The 17,298-nt window shown below is 60.6% G+C and carries 10 protein-coding genes, 1 other RNA gene and 1 pseudogene; 2 read left to right on the forward strand and 10 right to left on the reverse strand.

The features are described 5' to 3' along the window. Nucleotide 1: 1 nt before the first annotated feature. The 10 genes and pseudogenes from AB4N92_RS04630 to AB4N92_RS04675 form a co-directional block, all read right to left on the reverse strand. Nucleotides 2–1,048, reverse strand: a complete 1,047-nt coding sequence (locus AB4N92_RS04630; protein ID WP_010208531.1) for an N-acetylmuramidase family protein — start codon at nt 1,046–1,048, stop codon at nt 2–4. Between the two features lie 157 nt (nt 1,049–1,205). Next, entirely contained in the window at nt 1,206–3,167 is a 1,962-nt protein-coding gene (locus AB4N92_RS04635) for a DEAD/DEAH box helicase (RefSeq protein ID WP_236267031.1), read from the reverse strand. Between the two features lie 20 nt (nt 3,168–3,187). Next, nucleotides 3,188–3,619 (reverse strand): hypothetical protein, encoded by a 432-nt coding sequence (locus tag AB4N92_RS04640; protein ID WP_042571910.1) that lies wholly within the window; start codon nt 3,617–3,619, stop codon nt 3,188–3,190. 127 nt (nt 3,620–3,746) lie between these two features. Continuing rightward, nucleotides 3,747–3,843: signal recognition particle sRNA small type (gene ffs, locus AB4N92_RS04645), an RNA gene on the reverse strand. Nucleotides 3,844–3,977: 134 nt separating this feature from the next. Continuing rightward, nucleotides 3,978–4,064 (reverse strand): annotated as a pseudogene (locus AB4N92_RS04650) (outer membrane lipoprotein carrier protein LolA); the annotation flags it as partial. 8 nt (nt 4,065–4,072) lie between these two features. Further along, the gene (locus AB4N92_RS04655; RefSeq protein ID WP_021490928.1) at nt 4,073–5,236 is read right to left on the reverse strand and encodes a zinc-binding metallopeptidase family protein; all 1,164 of its coding nucleotides are present in this window, start codon (nt 5,234–5,236) and stop codon (nt 4,073–4,075) included. Between the two features lie 175 nt (nt 5,237–5,411). Then, complete coding sequence (gene ligA, locus AB4N92_RS04660) at nt 5,412–7,769, reverse strand: NAD-dependent DNA ligase LigA (protein WP_137205628.1); 2,358 nt, start codon at nt 7,767–7,769, stop codon at nt 5,412–5,414. Nucleotides 7,770–7,856: 87 nt separating this feature from the next. Then, nucleotides 7,857–8,720 carry a cell division protein ZipA gene (gene zipA, locus AB4N92_RS04665; protein WP_010208526.1) on the reverse strand — a complete coding sequence of 288 codons (864 nt, stop codon included), beginning with the start codon at nt 8,718–8,720 and terminating at the stop codon, nt 7,857–7,859. A 259-nt stretch (nt 8,721–8,979) separates the two neighbouring features. Then, nucleotides 8,980–12,468: a chromosome segregation protein SMC gene (gene smc / locus AB4N92_RS04670; RefSeq protein WP_010208525.1), complete on the reverse strand. Its 3,489-nt coding sequence runs from the start codon at nt 12,466–12,468 to the stop codon at nt 8,980–8,982. A 2-nt stretch (nt 12,469–12,470) separates the two neighbouring features. Further along, nucleotides 12,471–13,130 carry a GntR family transcriptional regulator gene (locus AB4N92_RS04675; RefSeq protein ID WP_010208523.1) on the reverse strand — a complete coding sequence of 220 codons (660 nt, stop codon included), beginning with the start codon at nt 13,128–13,130 and terminating at the stop codon, nt 12,471–12,473. 280 nt (nt 13,131–13,410) lie between these two features. Here AB4N92_RS04675 and xdhA point away from each other — a divergent pair, with 280 nt between their 5' ends. Next, nucleotides 13,411–14,859, forward strand: coding sequence for a xanthine dehydrogenase small subunit (gene xdhA, locus AB4N92_RS04680; protein ID WP_010208521.1), 1,449 nt, complete (start codon nt 13,411–13,413; stop codon nt 14,857–14,859). Continuing rightward, nucleotides 14,852–17,251, forward strand: a complete 2,400-nt coding sequence (gene xdhB, locus AB4N92_RS04685; protein WP_010208520.1) for a xanthine dehydrogenase molybdopterin binding subunit — start codon at nt 14,852–14,854, stop codon at nt 17,249–17,251. Before xdhA ends, xdhB begins: the two co-directional genes overlap by 8 nt. Nucleotides 17,252–17,298: the final 47 nt, after the last annotated feature.

Genomic DNA, 17,298 nt, shown 5'->3' on the forward strand with positions numbered 1-17,298 from the left:
TTTACTTTTTCCCTTCCAGTTTCTCGTAGGCTTTCTGCATAAGGACGTCATAGTTGCCGTAGTCCTCGCCGTTATAGTTACGTGCCATGCTGGTGAAATCTTTGCTTTTCATGGCCTTCATCAACGCCGGGCTCTTGCTGCAAAAACCAAGGAACGCCTTTAGTTGGTTGCCGGCATTCACTTTTAATGCCGCCGAGAATTCAAACACTGTCTTGTAACCGCATGAGGCGTAATTGAAGCCCATGATCTGAAACATGCCCCAGGACGCCGACATCAACGCGGCTTCCTGATCCAGCGCAAAGGCAGTGGCCATGGTTTCCCAGGCCTTGGCCTGGTCCTTGTTATTGGTCTGCCACTGCGGCCCGGCCTTTTTCTTGTAGGGGTAGGACAGCAGCGGGTGCGCCTGGTCGTAGATATGCTTGGTGTACTTGCGAAACAGGTGCCCTTCAAACGCGATCACCGGCAATTTGGCCGGACCGAACCCCGAACGTCCGCCGGACTCCACGGTGGCGAAGGCCTTGATGATGTTCACCGAAATACCGCCACCCAACTGCGTGGCGGCGTTCTGGAAGTCGGTCTCGCTGAGGGTCATCCCCCCGTCACACGTGGCCTGGAGCATCAATTGGCGGTTGCGTTTCTCGGCCTCGATCATCGCGCGCATGCGGTCGAGATACACATTGACCGTGGCCTGCACCGCATCTGCCTGGTTGTTGCCGAACACATTCAGGAAGGTCGGGATACGCATGCTCGGGAACGCCTTCACCGGTACCTTCACCGCTTCTTCGATGAGGCTGTTGAAGGTTTTACCGGTCGGGTCGATCACACCATCGGGGTGCGCATATTTGAGGTGACGGAACTGATACTGGCTGATGCACTGCACCAACTGACCGTCGCACTTACCGTTTTCAGCCAGTGGGAAGCCCAGTTTGGGAATGATCAAATTGAATAAATACTGAATGCACTGCACATCGGCGGGCAAGTTGCGGGCTTTACCGGGCGCGCCTACCGAAGCACTGATAAGACGGGGCAACCCTTGCAGGCTTTTCATCACAGACATCCTTGTTAGTTAAAGAGGTGATGGCACTTCAATATCAACTCCGCACCCTTGTCACACTCTGAAACAAGTGGCTGGCGGAAACTAACAAGGTGGTTTTAGGTTGTCCAGAGCGACCGCTGAAAGTTGTGAAACAGCCGAATTAATTAAATCAGTAACCGTGGAATTCACGGGTTTTCTGATAGGTGTGGAAATCAATCCACTCGACCACATCGTAAGGCAGGTAAAGCTGCATCCGCGCCCGGGAAATGGCGATGTATACCGCACACAGCCGCTGGTCGAACGCGTAGGCGTCCTTGAATTTCACGTTGGTCAGCAGTTCGGGCGTCAGCAGTACACGGTCGAACTCCATGCCGCCCGCCTCCTCCGCCAGCATCAGCAGGCAGCGTTTGCCAGGGACGCCGCTCAGGCGGTTCAAACGCGTGATATCGGCGACATTGAAGCCTTTTTCCAGCTCGCTCTCGACCCACAGGAACGACTCGTCGTACTGGCTGGCATCGCGCACCTGTTGCCAATCGTCCATGTCACTGAAGTAAGCATGGGCGCCATTGTCGTTGTGCTCGTTGCTGTAGAACTCCGGCTTGAACAGCGCGATGACGCTGATCATGAAGCGCTGGAGATCCTGCTGCGCTGCACTGTCGAAGAAACCGAATGGGCAGTTGGCCTGCTGCAACTGGATCGCCCATTTCATGGTGTCCCAATGGGACGCGGTCAATACCACGCAGCCTTCCGGCGGTACGAAACCCTGAGGGTAATGCTCAATGCCAACGTCGGCATCCCGCGCGCCTTCGAAGGGGGTCTTGCCCTTCTGCGAGTGCACGCTGATCAACGGGTTGACCAGGCGCTCGACGTTGCGGCCCGAGCGCACGGAGTAATTGATGTCGGTGTGCCGGACTTCGCGCTTGCGCCTGACCATCACACCGCTGGCCAGCTGGTACTCATCGCCGAGGGTGATCAGCACCTGGCGGCCGCGTTCGATGATCTGCAACAACGAAGGTGGAATGTCCTGGGCTTCATCGATCAGCACATGGGTGTACCGGGGCGGCACCTCGCAGCCATCGAGGCTCGCGCGCTTGATCAGCAACAGCGCTGCGAAGGCCGTCTGACCGGCCCATTGCGGGTTAGCGTCCAGATACGTCCACAACCGGCTGGAGTACTCCAGCAACGCCTGGGCATCCACGTTGGACAAGGGTTGCTTGAAATGCGGCAAGTGCCGGGCCGACAGGCTGTGATGATTGGAATGGCAATAGCTGTCGAGCACCTTCAGGCAGATATCGAGCGTAGCGGCGCCATCGTGACCGCGCCAGCCATGGATATTGAGGGTCTGCGACACTTCGTGTTTGCCGGGCAACCGGGCCGGTGAGGCCTGCACGGACGGTCGTTGACCCTGTAACAGCGCTTTGGCGAAGGCGGCAAAGGTCGAGCCGGTCTTGCTGTCCCTGGCCAAACCCATGCGTTCACGCAGGGTGGCGAGCTTTGCCCCGGTACGCGCCAGTATCAAGGTCTGGGCGGGCCGCAGGCACTCCATCAAGGCGCCCAGCAGGTGGCTCTTACCGATGCCGGCGTAACCTTGGACATGCAGGTCTTCGTTGAGGTTGGCGCGGAAGGTCCGCACCAGCTTGTCCTGGGCCGGGCTGAGCCAGCGCTCGCGGTGCCGGGGCGTGACCATCTGCTGACTGAACGGATCGTTGCTGCGCAGATGACGGACCTTGTAGCCAATATCCCATTTGCCGGTGGGCAGCAGGTAATCCCGCGCTGCGACTTCTTCAGGCGAGAGCAGGCGCAGATTGACCGTTTTAAGGGCGTTGAAACCGAAGTACAGCTTGCGGGGATCGAACAACCGCTGGGCTTCGGACAACAACGTCGCGGCGCCCTCTGCCCGGTTGTCCACCGCCCAGTCGAGCAGCTTGGCCAAAATGCGCTCGGCGCCAGCGCAGGTCAGGTCTTTTTCCGCCGCCTGGGCCAGGTTCTGGATGACCAGCACGGCAGCCAGCTCCGGGTCTGTCAGGCTCATCAGCGTCTTGGCGCCGTCCGTCCCGAGCAGGCCTGTGCAGGTTTCATCCGTGACGGGCAGGAAGACAGGACTGGATAAATTAAAGTGTTCCGGTTGCATAGTGCCTCGCCGCCAGGGAATCAGGCATTGCCCTGACCGCCCAGTTCAAACCGATACTCCCCCAGGGAGCCAGACATACCGCCGCAATGGGGACCCGCGTCAGCCTTAGCGGCCATCGCATTGACCTGCTGCTGGAGTTCGAAGACCGCCATATCCAGCAACCGGCGCAGGTCCTCGGCACTTTGCGCGGCCACATTCAACTGCAGCGTGTAGGCGCCCGTGAGGGGCGTCGGCACGGCCTCGGCGGGCGGTGCGGGCTCTTGGGACGCGTCCGCAGACCGGATCATTTCCGCCTGGCTGAGGATTTCCGCGTGCTCGTCGTCCATGAGGTCCAGCACCCTCGACAATTCCAGGGTCTGTTCAGGATGCGATTGAATGCGGTCCTTGATCTCCAGGCGCCGCATCTGCCACTCCCGCAGTTTTTCGCGAGTGAGGTCGTCGACTTTTTCCACGTGTGTTGTCTCCGGATGCCAGGCACTGGAGTATGCCGCCATGGACTGCGCGATGGCAGATGGCTTGAAAGCATTTTTTTGAATTGAATTTGAGGAGATGTTGCAAGGAAGAGCGTTATGGAGGCAACCCCACCAGCCACACCCCGGCACACAATGTTCCCGCTGTGGCTGCTGCCTTCCGGCTCTGACCAGGTTCACGGGTAATCGTTGCGGGGGGACCGATGGGGTCACCATAACGACGCCTGCCTCTCGGCAAGCGGGGCCATTGTACCGATCTCATCGGAAGTTACAACCGTTGGCGGCGGATTAAAAATATTCGATGGTTCAAGCACTTGCCTGGTGGATTCACATAATTCTCTGTAGGAGCGAGCTTGCTCGCGAAAAACTTGAGAGCGCCTCGATAAACCAGGAACACTGCGTCATCGTTGACGCTCTTCGCGAGCAAGCTCGCGCCTACAAAAGAACGGCTTCGTCGGCCCTGCCGCCTTCTTCCTGAATGACCAAGTGAATAAAGTGCAGTTTGGCAATCACCGCCGGTGGCAGCACGAAGGGATAGAAGTCCGGTTGGCCCATGCTGCGTGACAGTTCATTGAGCATGCCGGCCAGTTCGATCCAGGCGTTGACGAACGACAGGAAGGCCACGCCGCCGGGGTGTTCGGGGTCGTACAGGGTGGTGAGCGGGAATGGCTGGTAATCCAGGTCCATCTCACGGGCGCTCATGCCAAAGCCAAGGGCGGTGTCGACGGCGTCCATCATGTGCAGGTAGTGCGCCCAGGTTTCGGCCCAGTCTTCCCAGGGGTGCATGGTGGCGTAGGCGCTGACGCAGGTTTGCTGCCAGTCTGGGCGTGGGCCGTTTTGGTAATGCTGGTCGAGGGCGTCGGCGTAACTGGCGCGTTCGTCGCCGAACAGGTGGCGAAACGGTTCAAGCCAGTGGGTATTGGCGATCAGGCGATCCCAGTAGTAGTGGCCGACCTCATGGCGAAAGTGCCCGAGCAACGTTCGGTAGGGTTCGCGCATTTGTACGCGGACTTTCTCGCGGTGGGCGTCGTCGGCCTCCTTGATGTCCAGGGTGATCAGGCCGTTGGCGTGGCCGGTCATGGGCGCGTTGCCCTCCAGGTCGATGCCGACGAAGTCGAAGGCCAGGCCCGTTTCTTCGTCGACGCTTTTGGGGACCACTTGCAAACCCAGGCTGATGAGCTGTGCTACCAGGCGGCGCTTGGCGGTTTCGACTTTGCGCCAGCGTTCGTGGTTTTGCGCGATCGACAAGTCAGGAATGGTGCGGTTCAGGCTGCACGCCACGCACAGAGGCGCGGTGCTATGGGCCGGGATCAGCCAGTTGCAAGCGGCCGCTGTATCGAGGTTGGCGCAGCGGCGGAAGGCACCGGCGTCGAGGTTGCCGTCCTGCAGCCAGGTGCCTTCGACGGGGCCGGGTTGCAGGGAGGCGAGACGACTTTGTTGGGCTTGGTAGCCGAGCAGCGCCTGGCAGGCCAGGCATTGACTGTTGCGAAAGAACAGCGATTGGCCGCAACGGCACTGCCACACTTTGCTGTCGCGGGATGTGCCGGCTACGAACGGTGCAGCGATGCGCGAACTGAGTTGCTCGAAGTAGCGGAACATGGCGATCTCTCCCTGGGTGACTGAGACTAGATCATTTCTCGCTACCGATCGTTCAACATGGCTTCTGTGGGAGCGAGCTTGCTCGCGAAGAACGTCAACGATGACGCAGCGTTCCTGGTTTATCGAGACGCTTCAAGTTTTTCGCGAGCAAGCTCGCCCCTACAGTGGGATCGGTTCAGACCTTGATGTTGTTCCTGGCGAGGAAGGCGACGAAGGCTTCTTCATCCAGCACCTTCAAGCCCAATTCGCTGGCCTTGGCCAGCTTGGAACCGGCGCCCGGCCCAGCCACCACGCAGTGGGTCTTCGCCGACACGGACCCCGCCACCTTGGCGCCCAGGCTTTCGAGCTTCTCCTTGGCCACGTCGCGGCTCATCAACTCCAGCGAACCGGTGAGTACCCAGGTGTGCCCGGCTTCGGGCAAGCCTTCGACCACCTTCTTCTCGCTGTCCCAATGCATACCGAAGTCTTTGAGCTGCTGCTCGATGGCCAGGGCGCGGTGGGCGTTGTCGGCATTATCGAAGAACTCGCGCACGGCCTTGGCCTGTTTCTCCGGCAGGGCCTGGCGCATGTCCAGCCAGTCGGCCTTGATTACGCCTTCGAGGGTGACGAACTTGTCCGCCAGCTTTTGCGCGGCGCCCGGGCCGACGCTCGGTACGTGCAGCTTGTCGAGCAACCCGCCCAAGGTGGTGCTGGCGGCGAATTCGGCACTCAGGTCACCCTGATCCTGCAATTGCAGGCCGCACTCTTCCGGCGACAGCAGCGCGCCGATCACGTCCTGGTTATGGCTGTCTTCAAAGAAACTGTGGATCTCATGCGCCACTTCCAGGCCCACGTCCGGCAAGTACGTCAGCACTTCGGGCAAGGCCTTCTGCACGCGCTCCAGGGAGGCCAGGGAGCGCGCCAGCACCTTGGCGGTCTCCTCGCCTACATCAGGAATGCCCAGCGCATAGATAAAGCGCGCCAGGGTCGGGGATTTGCTGTTTTCGATGGCGGTGATCAGCTTCTTGCTGGAAATGTCGGCAAAGCCTTCCAGGTCGATGATGTGTTCGTACTTGAGTTTGTAGAGGTCGGCCGGCGAGCCGATGAGGTTTTCATCCACCAGTTGTTCGATGGTTTTGTCGCCCAGGCCGTCAATGTCCATGGCGCGGCGTGAGACGAAATGGATAATCGCCTGCTTGAGCTGCGCGCCACAGGCCAGACGCCCGACGCAACGGTACACCGCGCCCTCGCTGACGGTTTCCTTGCCCTTGCTGCGTTTGACCAGTTGCGTACGCTCCACGTGGGAACCACACACCGGGCAGCTCTGCGGGATCGGCACCGCACGGGCGTTTTCCGGACGACGCTCAAGCACCACCGAGACCACCTGCGGGATCACATCCCCGGCGCGGCGGATGATCACGGTATCGCCGATCATCACGCCCAGGCGCGCCACTTCATCCATGTTGTGCAGGGTCGCGTTGGACACGGTGACACCCGCGACCTTGACCGGCTTGAGGCGTGCCACCGGCGTGACGGCGCCAGTACGACCAACCTGGAATTCCACGTCTAGCAGCTCAGTCAGCTCCTCCATGGCCGGGAATTTATGCGCGATGGCCCAGCGCGGTTCACGGGCGCGGAAGCCCAGTTCTCGCTGGGAAGCGATGCTGTTGACCTTGAACACCACGCCGTCGATCTCATATGGCAGGCTGTTACGCCGCTCGCCGATATCGCGGTAGTACTCCAGGCAATCCTGGATGCCCTTTGCCAGCTTCAACTCACGGCTGATGGGCATGCCCCATTTCTGCAACTGTTGCAGGTTGCCGATATGGGTGTCGCTGATATCAGTGGTCACACCGTAGCAGCAGAATTCCAGCGGACGGCTGGCGGTGATCTTCGAATCCAGCTGACGCAAACTACCGGCAGCGGCGTTGCGCGGGTTGGCGAAGGTCTTGCCGCCGACTTCCAGCTGCGAGGCGTTGAGCCGTTCGAAACCGGCCTTGGACATGAACACTTCACCGCGCACTTCCAGGTTCGCCGGCCAACCGCTGCCGTGCAGCTTCAACGGAATATTGCGCACGGTGCGCACGTTGACGCTGATGTCTTCGCCGGTGGTGCCGTCGCCACGGGTGGCGCCGCGAACCAGTTCGCCGTCCTGATACAGCAGGCTGACCGCCAGGCCATCCAGCTTCGGTTCGCAGCTGTACTCCACCGCCGCGCCACCGCCAAACAGATCGCCGGCCGGCAGGTCGAGGCCTTCGGTGACCCGGCGATCGAATTCCAGCATGGTGGTTTCGTCAAAAGCGTTGCCAAGGCTGAGCATGGGGATCTCATGCTTGACCTGGGTGAACGCCGACAACGCCGCACTGCCGACCCGCTGCGTCGGAGAATCGCGCGTGACCAGGTCCGGATGCTCGGCTTCCAGGGCCTTGAGCTCATGGAACAGACGGTCGTACTCGGCGTCCGGAATGCTCGGCTCGTCGAGGACGTGGTAACGGTAGTTGTGCTGATCCAGTTCAGCGCGCAGTTCGAGGATGCGGGTGTGGGCGGCGGTCATGGGTGTTCTCTCATAAAGCAAAAGAGCAGCCGAAGCTGCTCAATATGTTAGTGCACGGATTCTACAGACAACGCTTAAGATCGAACCTCAGCGTTTCTGTGTCAGGGCGCGACGCTCGAACTCGACGATGCGCTGACGGTAATGCTCGATGGTCTGGGCGGTGAGGACGCTGCGTTGGTCGTCCTTGAGTTCGCCGTTCAGTTCCTGGGACAGCTTGCGGGCTGCGGCCACCATCACGTCGAAAGCCTGTTTCGGGTGACGCGGACCTGGCAGGCCGAGGAAGAAGCTCACCGCCGGGGTGCTGAACAGGTCGATATCGTCCAGATCGAAGGTGCCTGGCTTGACCGCGTTGGCCATGGAGAACAGCACTTCGCCGTTACCCGCCATGCTTTCGTGACGGTGGAAAATATCCATCTCGCCGAAGCGCAGGCCGCTTTCCAGAATATTTTGCAACAAAGCCGGGCCCTTGAAGCCGGCGGCGTCGCGGCAGATCACGCTGATCACCAACACTTCTTCGGCGGCAGGCTGGTCGTTCACGGATTGGCGCGGGGCGTTCTTGCCAGCGTTTTCGTCCGGGAAATCATCGTCGCGGCTGCTGAAGCTCGGGCCGTCATCGACGTCCAGGTCCAAATCAGCCTGACGTGACTCTGCCACCACCGGCGCGGCGCGCTTGCCACGTTTGGAAGACGGCTCGCGCGCTTCTCGCACCGGCGCGCTCATGGACGGCAAGTCGTGCTCGTCCAACTGCGGTTCTTTATGGGTATCCAGCACACGGGGCGGCCCCAGCAGCTCGGCGCTGCCGTCGTCGTCAGGCAAGTTGGACAGGTTGCGGTCCAGACGGAATTTGAGCTTGCCCTTGCCACCGCGCATGCGGCGCCAGCCATCAAAAAGAATACCGGCAATGACAATAATGCCGATGACGATCAGCCACTCGCGCAGACCGATTTCCATGTAATCCCGTGCCTCTAATAAAAAATGCTGAAAAATAAGGGGTTTAGCAACGTGCAAACCGCTTTAAAACGTGGCGCCAACTCTATGTTCTGACTGACGTTTTGCCCACGCATACGAAAATTTGACATTAAACTAGCACGACCAAAGATAACTTTACACCGTCTGTCAAAAAGCCTTGAACAAATATGTCCATTTGCCACTTTCGCCAGACCGGTAAAGCGTCTTACCGCGCGCTATAAAAATTCTGTCCCAACAAGGATCAAGACTCCACCATCGCCATCGCTTCTTCCACATCCACCGCGACCAAACGCGAACAGCCCGGCTCGTGCATCGTTACCCCCATCAATTGGTCAGCCATCTCCATGGCGATCTTGTTGTGGGTGATATAGATGAACTGCACGGTCTGGGACATCTCTTTGACCAACCGCGCATACCGTCCAACGTTAGCGTCATCCAACGGGGCGTCAACTTCGTCGAGCATGCAGAACGGCGCCGGGTTCAACTTGAAGATGGCAAATACCAGAGCCAATGCGGTCAGGGCTTTCTCGCCGCCGGACAACAAATGGATGGTGCTGTTCTTCTTGCCCGGAGGCCGCGCCATGATCGTCACCCCTGTATCGAGTAGATCTTCGCCCGTCAGTTCCAAGTAAGCGCTGCCACCGCCGAAAACTTTTGGGAATAACGCCTGTAAACCGCTATTAATCTGATCAAAGGTATCTTTGAAGCGGTTTCGGGTTTCCTTGTCGATCTTGCGGATCACGTTTTCCAGGGTGTCCAGGGCTTCGACCAAATCAGCGTCCTGGGCATCCAGATAACGTTTACGCTCGGATTGTTGCTGGTATTCGTCGATGGCCGCCAAGTTGATCGCGCCGAGGCGTTGGATACGTGCAGCAATCCGCTCAAGCTCTTCTTCGGCTTCTTTCTCGTTGGCCTGGGCGGTCAGGGTATTGAGCACGCCGTGCAAGTCGTAGCCGTCTTCCAGCAATTGGTCTTGCAGGGTCTTGCGGCGCACGGTCAGGGCTTGCCATTCCATGCGCTGTTGTTCGAGCTGACCGCGGATCAGCTGGGATTGCTGCTCGGCCTGGGTTCGACGTTTTTCGGCGTCGCGTAATTCGCGGTCGGCGTCTTCCAGAGCGATTTGCGCGGTCTTGAGTTCTTCGTCGACGGTCATGCGCTTGTCGAGCAATTCTTCCAGCTTGAGGCGCAACTCCTCCAGCGGCGCTTCGCCCTCTTCCAGGTTGAGGCTCAGTTGCTCGCGCTTTTCAGTGAGGCGTTCGGACTGCATCTCCAGGCGTTCAAGGGCCTGGGCCGTGGACGCGTGCTGGGCCTTGAGCGAACCCAGGCGCACCGCCAACTGGTGGGCATGATCCTTGTGCTGACGGGCTTCCTGGCGCACGCGGTCGAGGCGTTCGCGCAGGCTGTCGCGCTGGGCCAGCAGCAATTCACGCTGCTCGGTGTCGAGCGCCATGCTGTCGAGGGCTTCCTGCAGGTGCAGACGCGCTTCGCCGATCTGTTCGTGTTCCAGGGCGCGCTGCTCGCCCATCTCGGCGACTTCTTCGTCGAGGCGGGTGCGGCGCAAGGTCAATTGCTCGACCTTGGCTTTGCTCGCGGAGAGTTGGGCTTTCAATTCGCCTTGCTGGCGCGCTTCGTCCTGCAACAGGCGGCGCAGGTGTTCGCGGCCGGTCTCTTGCTGACGCTGGGTGGCGCGCAGGGTTTGCAGTTCGGTTTCCAGGCTTTCGAGGGTGGCTTCGCGCTCTTCGCGTTCGGCGATCAGATTTACGATTTCCTGGCCACGGGCCAGGACGCCACTTTCGGCTTCACTGGCGCGGCGTACGCGCAGGAAATGGCGGCCGACCCAGTAGCCGTCGCGGCTGATCAGGCTTTCGCCGGCCGCCAGTTGGCCGCGCTGGGCCAGGGCCTGCTCAAGTGATTCAACCGGTTTGACCTGGCCCAGCCACGGCGACAGATCAATCGCCGCCTCAACCTTATCCAGCAAACTGCCCGGCACCCGCGTGCCATCCGCCGCAGGGCTGAGCAAACGCAAATCGCCCTGGGCAAAACCGGCCAGGTCGAAGCCGCCAAAATCATCCACCAGGACGGCTTGGAGATCGGCACCCAGGACAGTTTCAACCGCCAACTCCCACCCCGCCTCGACCTTCAAGCCTTCCGCCAGGCGCGGGCGCTCGGCCAAATGCTGGTCACGCAGCCATTCAGCGGTGCCGGTGCCGGGGTCCAAGGCGGCTTGCTGCAAGGCTTCCAGGGACGCCAGGCGGCCATTAAGCCGCTGCAAATCACCCTGGGCCTGTTGCTGTGCCTGGGTCGCCTGTTGCAGTTGCTGACGCAATTGCTCCAGGCGCTCCACTTGTTGCTCTTCACTGGCTTCCAGCTCTTCCAGCGTCATTTCGCTTTCAGCCAGCTGCTCGCTCAATTCCATGATCGCCGCGTCTTCCGGGTCGGCGGCAAGCAACACACGCTCTTCCTGCAGACGACGCTGGCGCTCGGCCAGGCGCTCCATACTGGTTTCCAGCTGCTGGATACGCGACTGCTGCACCTCGGCCTGGCGCCGTGGTTCGGCAGACTTCAGGTTGAAGGTGTCCCACTGCTCCTGCCAGCCGTGCATGGTGGTTTCGGATTCTTCCAGCGCGGCAGCGGCTTCTTCGGCGGCGGCGCTGGTGATTTCCTGTTCGGGGGTGAGCATGTCCAGCTCTTCACCGAGGGTCAGCAGCAAGGTGCGGTCGTGGCCCAGGTGCGATTCAGTTTCCAGCCGCGCGCGTTCGGCTTCCTTCAAGTCATCCTGCAACTGACGCAGGCGCTGCTGGCCGTGCTGGATGCTTTGCTCGACGCGGGCAATGTCGCCGCCCACCGAATAGAAGCGACCCTGCACCAGATTGAAGCGTTCGGACAGGTCATGGTGGCCGTCACGCAAGCGTTCGATGCTGGCGTCGGCGTTGCGCTGCTCGGCCACCAGGGCTTCAAAGCTGATTTCCTGGGTGCCGATGATCGCTTCGCGCTGCCCCACCTGGTCATTCAACGCCTGCCAACGCAAAGCCGACAATTGCGCCTTGAGCTGGCGCTCCTCGCCCTTGTACTCCTGATACTTCTCGGCAGCCTGGGCCTGGCGGTGCAGGCGCTCCAACTGGCGCTCCAGCTCTTCGCGCAGGTCGGTCAGGCGAGCGAGGTTCTCATGGGTGCGGCGGATACGGTTTTCGGTCTCGCGGCGGCGCTCCTTGTACTTGGAGATGCCGGCCGCCTCCTCGATAAAGTTACGCAGGTCTTCGGGCTTGGCTTCGATCAGCTTGGAGATCATGCCCTGCTCGATGATCGAGTAGCTGCGCGGGCCGAGGCCGGTGCCGAGGAAAATATCCGTGATGTCGCGGCGTCGGCACTTGGTGCCGTTGAGGAAGTAGCTGTTCTGGCTGTCGCGGGTCACTTTGCGGCGGATCGAGATTTCCGCGTAGGCCGCGTACTCGCCGATCAAGGTGCCGTCGGAGTTGTCGAACACCAGTTCGATACTGGCCTGGCTCACCGGCTTGCGGCTGGTGGAGCCATTGAAGATGACGTCGGTCATCGACTCGCCACGCAGGTTTTTGGCCGAGCTCTCGCCCATCACCCAGCGGACGGCGTCGATGATGTTCGACTTGCCGCAACCGTTGGGCCCGACCACCGCCGCCATGTTACTGGGGAAGTTCACCGTGGTCGGGTCGACGAAGGATTTGAACCCCGCCAGTTTGATGCACTTGAGCCGCACGCTTAGGCGTCCGCCAACGCAGCGATGACCAGCGCGCAACTGCGCTCGCCGTAGGTCGACAGCACTTGACGAATGTGCGGCAGGTCACGGGCCAGTACCGCGGCGAGCAGTTGCTCGAACAGCGCCAGGTACTCGCTCATGGACGCCTTGCGCTGATCCAGCGCCAGGTAATAGGCGCGGTTCATCGCCGGTTGCAGGTTCTCGACGGTTTCCTGCAGGTACGGGTTGTTAGCGAAAGGATAGGCGGCGCGCATTACATTGAAGCTTTCTTCAACGAAGGCGCGGATGTCCTGACGCTCGAAATTGGTGACCAGGCGCTGCTGGATCTGCACGAACGGCGCCATGTCGGCCTGCGTCTGCCAGCCTTGGGCAACCGCATTGCCGAGCAGGATGTACAGCTCGCCCATCAAGGTGCACAGGCTCTGCACCTTGTGCGCAGTGAGCTCTGTGACGTGGGCGCCACGGCGCGGCAGGATCGCGATCAGGTGGCGGCGTTCGAGAATCAGCAAGGCTTCGCGCACGGAGCCACGGCTGACATTGAGCGCCAGCGTGACCTTTTGCTCCTGGATCCGCTCTCCAGGCTTGAGATCGCCGCGAATGATGCGTTCGGCGAGGTGGTGAGCAATTTGCTCGGCGAGACTGTCCGGCGCCTTGAACGTCATGTTTTACCTTCAAAATCTTCTATCGGTACAAGCGCGGCAGTGTAGCGCATTGGCTAGCTGATGGCGCTACGCCCACCTTTCAGAATTTGGCACGGAATAAGCACAGATGAACACCCAGAAGCCCCTAAAAACGCCGGTTCCAGAAGACTGGACCATAATTGAAAGTGTTGCGACCGCATTTTCTTGACCTTCTGGTCAGAAAATCGTTGACCGAAAAGTCAGACATGACTAGATTCGGCGCAAAGCGGTTAACAACAATAATGAGTCTGCGAGGCCTTCCGTGATCCAGTTTTTACTTAACCAGGAACTCCGTAGCGAGCACGCCCTGGACCCCAATCTGACTGTGCTCAACTATTTGCGTGAGCACCTGGGCAAATCCGGTACCAAGGAAGGCTGCGCCAGCGGCGATTGCGGTGCCTGCACTGTGGTGGTGGGCGAGCTGCACACGGATGACACCGGCGCCGAGCAGATTCGTTATCGCAGTCTCAATTCGTGCCTGACCTTTGTGTCGTCGTTGCACGGCAAGCAACTGATCAGCGTCGAAGACCTCAAGCACCAGGGTCAACTGCACAGCGTCCAGAAGGCCATGGTCGAATGCCACGGTTCGCAGTGCGGCTTTTGCACCCCCGGTTTCGTGATGTCGTTGTTCGCCCTGCAAAAGAACAGCGACGCCCCCGACAACCAAAAGGCCCATGAAGCCCTGGCCGGCAACCTGTGCCGCTGCACCGGTTATCGCCCGATTCTCGCCGCCGCCGAACAGGCCTGCTGCAACAAACCCCAGGATCAGTTCGACAGCCGCCAAGCCGAGACCATCGCCCGCCTCAAGGCCATTGCGCCGACGCAAACCGGTGAACTCAACAGCGGCGACAAGCGCTGCCTGGTGCCGCTGACCGTCGCCGACCTCGCCGATCTCTACGACGCCTACCCGCAAGCCCGGCTGCTGGCCGGCGGCACCGACCTGGCGCTGGAAGTCACTCAGTTCCACCGCACGCTGCCGGTGATGATCTACGTCGGCAATATTGAAGAAATGAAGCGTATCGACGACTTCGACGACCGCCTGGAAATCGGCGCTGCCGCCGCCCTCTCCGATTGCTACACCGCGCTGCACCACGCATACCCGGACTTCGGTGAACTGCTGCACCGTTTCGCTTCCCTGCAGATCCGTAACCAGGGCACCCTGGGCGGCAACATCGGCAACGCCTCGCCGATCGGTGACTCGCCGCCGCTGCTGATTGCCCTCGGCGCGCAGATCGTACTGTGCAAGGGCGAAACCCGCCGCACCTTGGCGCTGGAGGATTACTTCATCGACTACCGCGTCACGGCGCGCCAGGACAGCGAGTTCATCGAGAAGATCATCGTTCCCAAGGGCCACGCCTTGTTCCGTGCCTACAAGGTCTCCAAGCGCCTGGACGATGATATTTCCGCCGTCTGCGCCGCGTTCAACCTGAAGATCGATAACGGTGTGATCGGCGAGGCTCGCGTCGCGTTCGGCGGCATGGCCGCCACGCCAAAACGCGCCAAGAACTGCGAGGCGGCGTTGGTCGGCGCCACCTGGAACTGCGCCACCGTGGAAAAGGCCTGTGCCGCCCTCGCCGAGGATTTCACCCCGCTGTCGGACTTCCGCGCCAGCAAGGAATACCGACTGCTCAGCGCCCAGAACCTGCTGCGCAAATACTTCATCGAACTGCAAACGCCGCACATCGAGACTCGGGTGACCGCTTATGTCTAACCATCACGCCGTCGTTAAAACCCAGGCCGAACTCGCCGAGCTGTTCGCACAGGACCTCACCTCTGGCGTGGGCCGCAGCGTCAAGCACGACAGCGCCGCCAAACATGTGTGCGGCGAAGCGCAGTACATCGATGACCGCCTGGAATTCCCCAACCAATTGCACCTGTATGCGCGCATGTCCGACCGTGCCCATGCCCGGATCATCAGCATCGACACCGCGCCCTGCTACGCCTTTGAAGGCGTGCGGATTGTCATCACCCATGAAGACGTGCCGGGCCTGAAGGACATCGGCCCATTGATGCCGGGCGATCCATTGTTGGCGATCGATACGGTGCAGTTCGTCGGCCAGGTCGTGCTGGCGGTAGCCGCCCGCGATCTGGAAACCGCGCGTAAAGCCGCGATGGCCGCCGTGATCGAATACGAAGACCTGGAACCCGTGCTGGACGTGGTCGAGGCGTTTCGCAAGAAGCATTTCGTGCTCGACAGCCACACCCATCAGCGCGGTGATTCGGCAGGCGCACTGGCGACCGCGAAAAACCGCATCCAAGGCACCCTGCACATCGGCGGCCAGGAACACTTCTACCTGGAAACCCAGATTTCTTCGGTAATGCCCACCGAAGACGGCGGCATGATCGTCTATTGCTCCACGCAGAACCCCACCGAAGTGCAGAAACTGGTGGCCGAAGTGCTGGACGTGTCGATGAACAAAATCGTCGTGGACATGCGTCGCATGGGGGGTGGTTTCGGCGGCAAGGAAACCCAGGCCGCAAGCCCGGCGTGCCTGTGCGCGGTGGTCGCGCGCCTCACCGGCCAGCCGACCAAGATGCGCCTGCCGCGTGTCGAAGACATGTTGATGACCGGCAAGCGCCACCCCTTCTACATCGAATACGACGTGGGCTTCGACGACACGGGCCGCCTTCACGGAATCAACCTGGAATTGGCGGGCAACTGCGGCTGCTCACCGGACCTGTCCAACTCGATTGTCGACCGCGCGATGTTCCACTCCGACAACTCGTATTACCTGGGCGATGCCACGGTCAACGGCCATCGCTGCAAGACCAACACGGCGTCCAACACCGCCTATCGCGGTTTCGGCGGCCCGCAAGGCATGGTCGCCATCGAGGAAGTGATGGACGCCATCGCCCGCCATCTGGGCCTCGATCCGCTGGCGGTGCGCAAGATCAATTACTACGGCAAGAACGAGCGCAACGTCACGCACTACTACCAGACCGTCGAGCACAACATGCTCGAAGAGATGACCGCCGAGCTTGAAGCCAGCAGCCAATACGCCGAGCGTCGCGAAGCGATCCGCCTGTACAACGCCCACAGCCCGATCCTGAAAAAAGGCTTGGCGCTGACCCCGGTGAAATTCGGCATTTCGTTTACGGCCAGCTTTCTCAACCAGGCCGGTGCGCTGATCCATATCTACACCGACGGCAGCATCCACCTGAACCACGGTGGCACCGAGATGGGCCAGGGCTTGAACACCAAGGTCGCGCAGGTTGTGGCCGAAGTGTTCCAAGTGGAAATCGACCGCGTTCAAATCACCGCCACCAACACCGACAAGGTACCCAACACCTCGCCGACCGCCGCTTCCAGCGGTGCAGACTTGAACGGCAAGGCTGCGCAGAATGCCGCCGAAACCATCAAGCAGCGCCTGGTGGAGTTCGCCGCACGCAAATACGACGTGAGCGAAGCGGATGTGGCGTTCCACAACGGTCATGTGCGCGTGCGCGATCAGATCCTCACCTTCGAGGCGTTGATCCAGCAGGCGTATTTCGCCCAGGTCTCGCTGTCGAGCACCGGCTTCTACAAGACCCCGAAAATCTACTACGACCGCAGCCAGTCGCGCGGTCGGCCGTTCTACTACTTCGCGTTCGGCGCGGCGTGCTGCGAAGTGATCGTCGACACCCTGACCGGCGAATACAAGATGCTGCGCACCGACATCCTGCACGACGTCGGTGCCTCGCTGAACCCGGCCATCGACATCGGCCAGGTGGAGGGCGGCTTTATCCAGGGCATGGGGTGGCTGACCATGGAAGAACTGGTGTGGAACGACAAAGGCAAGCTGGTGACCAACGGCCCGGCCAGCTACAAGATCCCGGCCGTGGCCGACATGCCGCTGGACCTGCGGGTGAAGCTGGTGGAAAACCGCAAGAACCCGGAAGACACGGTGTTCCATTCCAAGGCCGTGGGCGAACCGCCGTTCATGCTCGGCATCGCGTCGTGGTGCGCGATCAAGGATGCGGTGGCGAGCCTGGGTGACTATCGCCATCAGCCCAAGATCGATGCGCCGGCGACACCGGAGCGGGTGTTGTGGGGGTGTGAGCAGATGCGGCAGTTGAATGCGGCCAGGGCCGTTGAGATTGAAACCGAGATGGCTTCGCTCTAGACCGAGGCGCTGCCATCGCGGGTAAGCCCGGCGCCCACATTTTGATG

This window comes from Pseudomonas sp. S3_A09 (assembly GCF_054668065.1).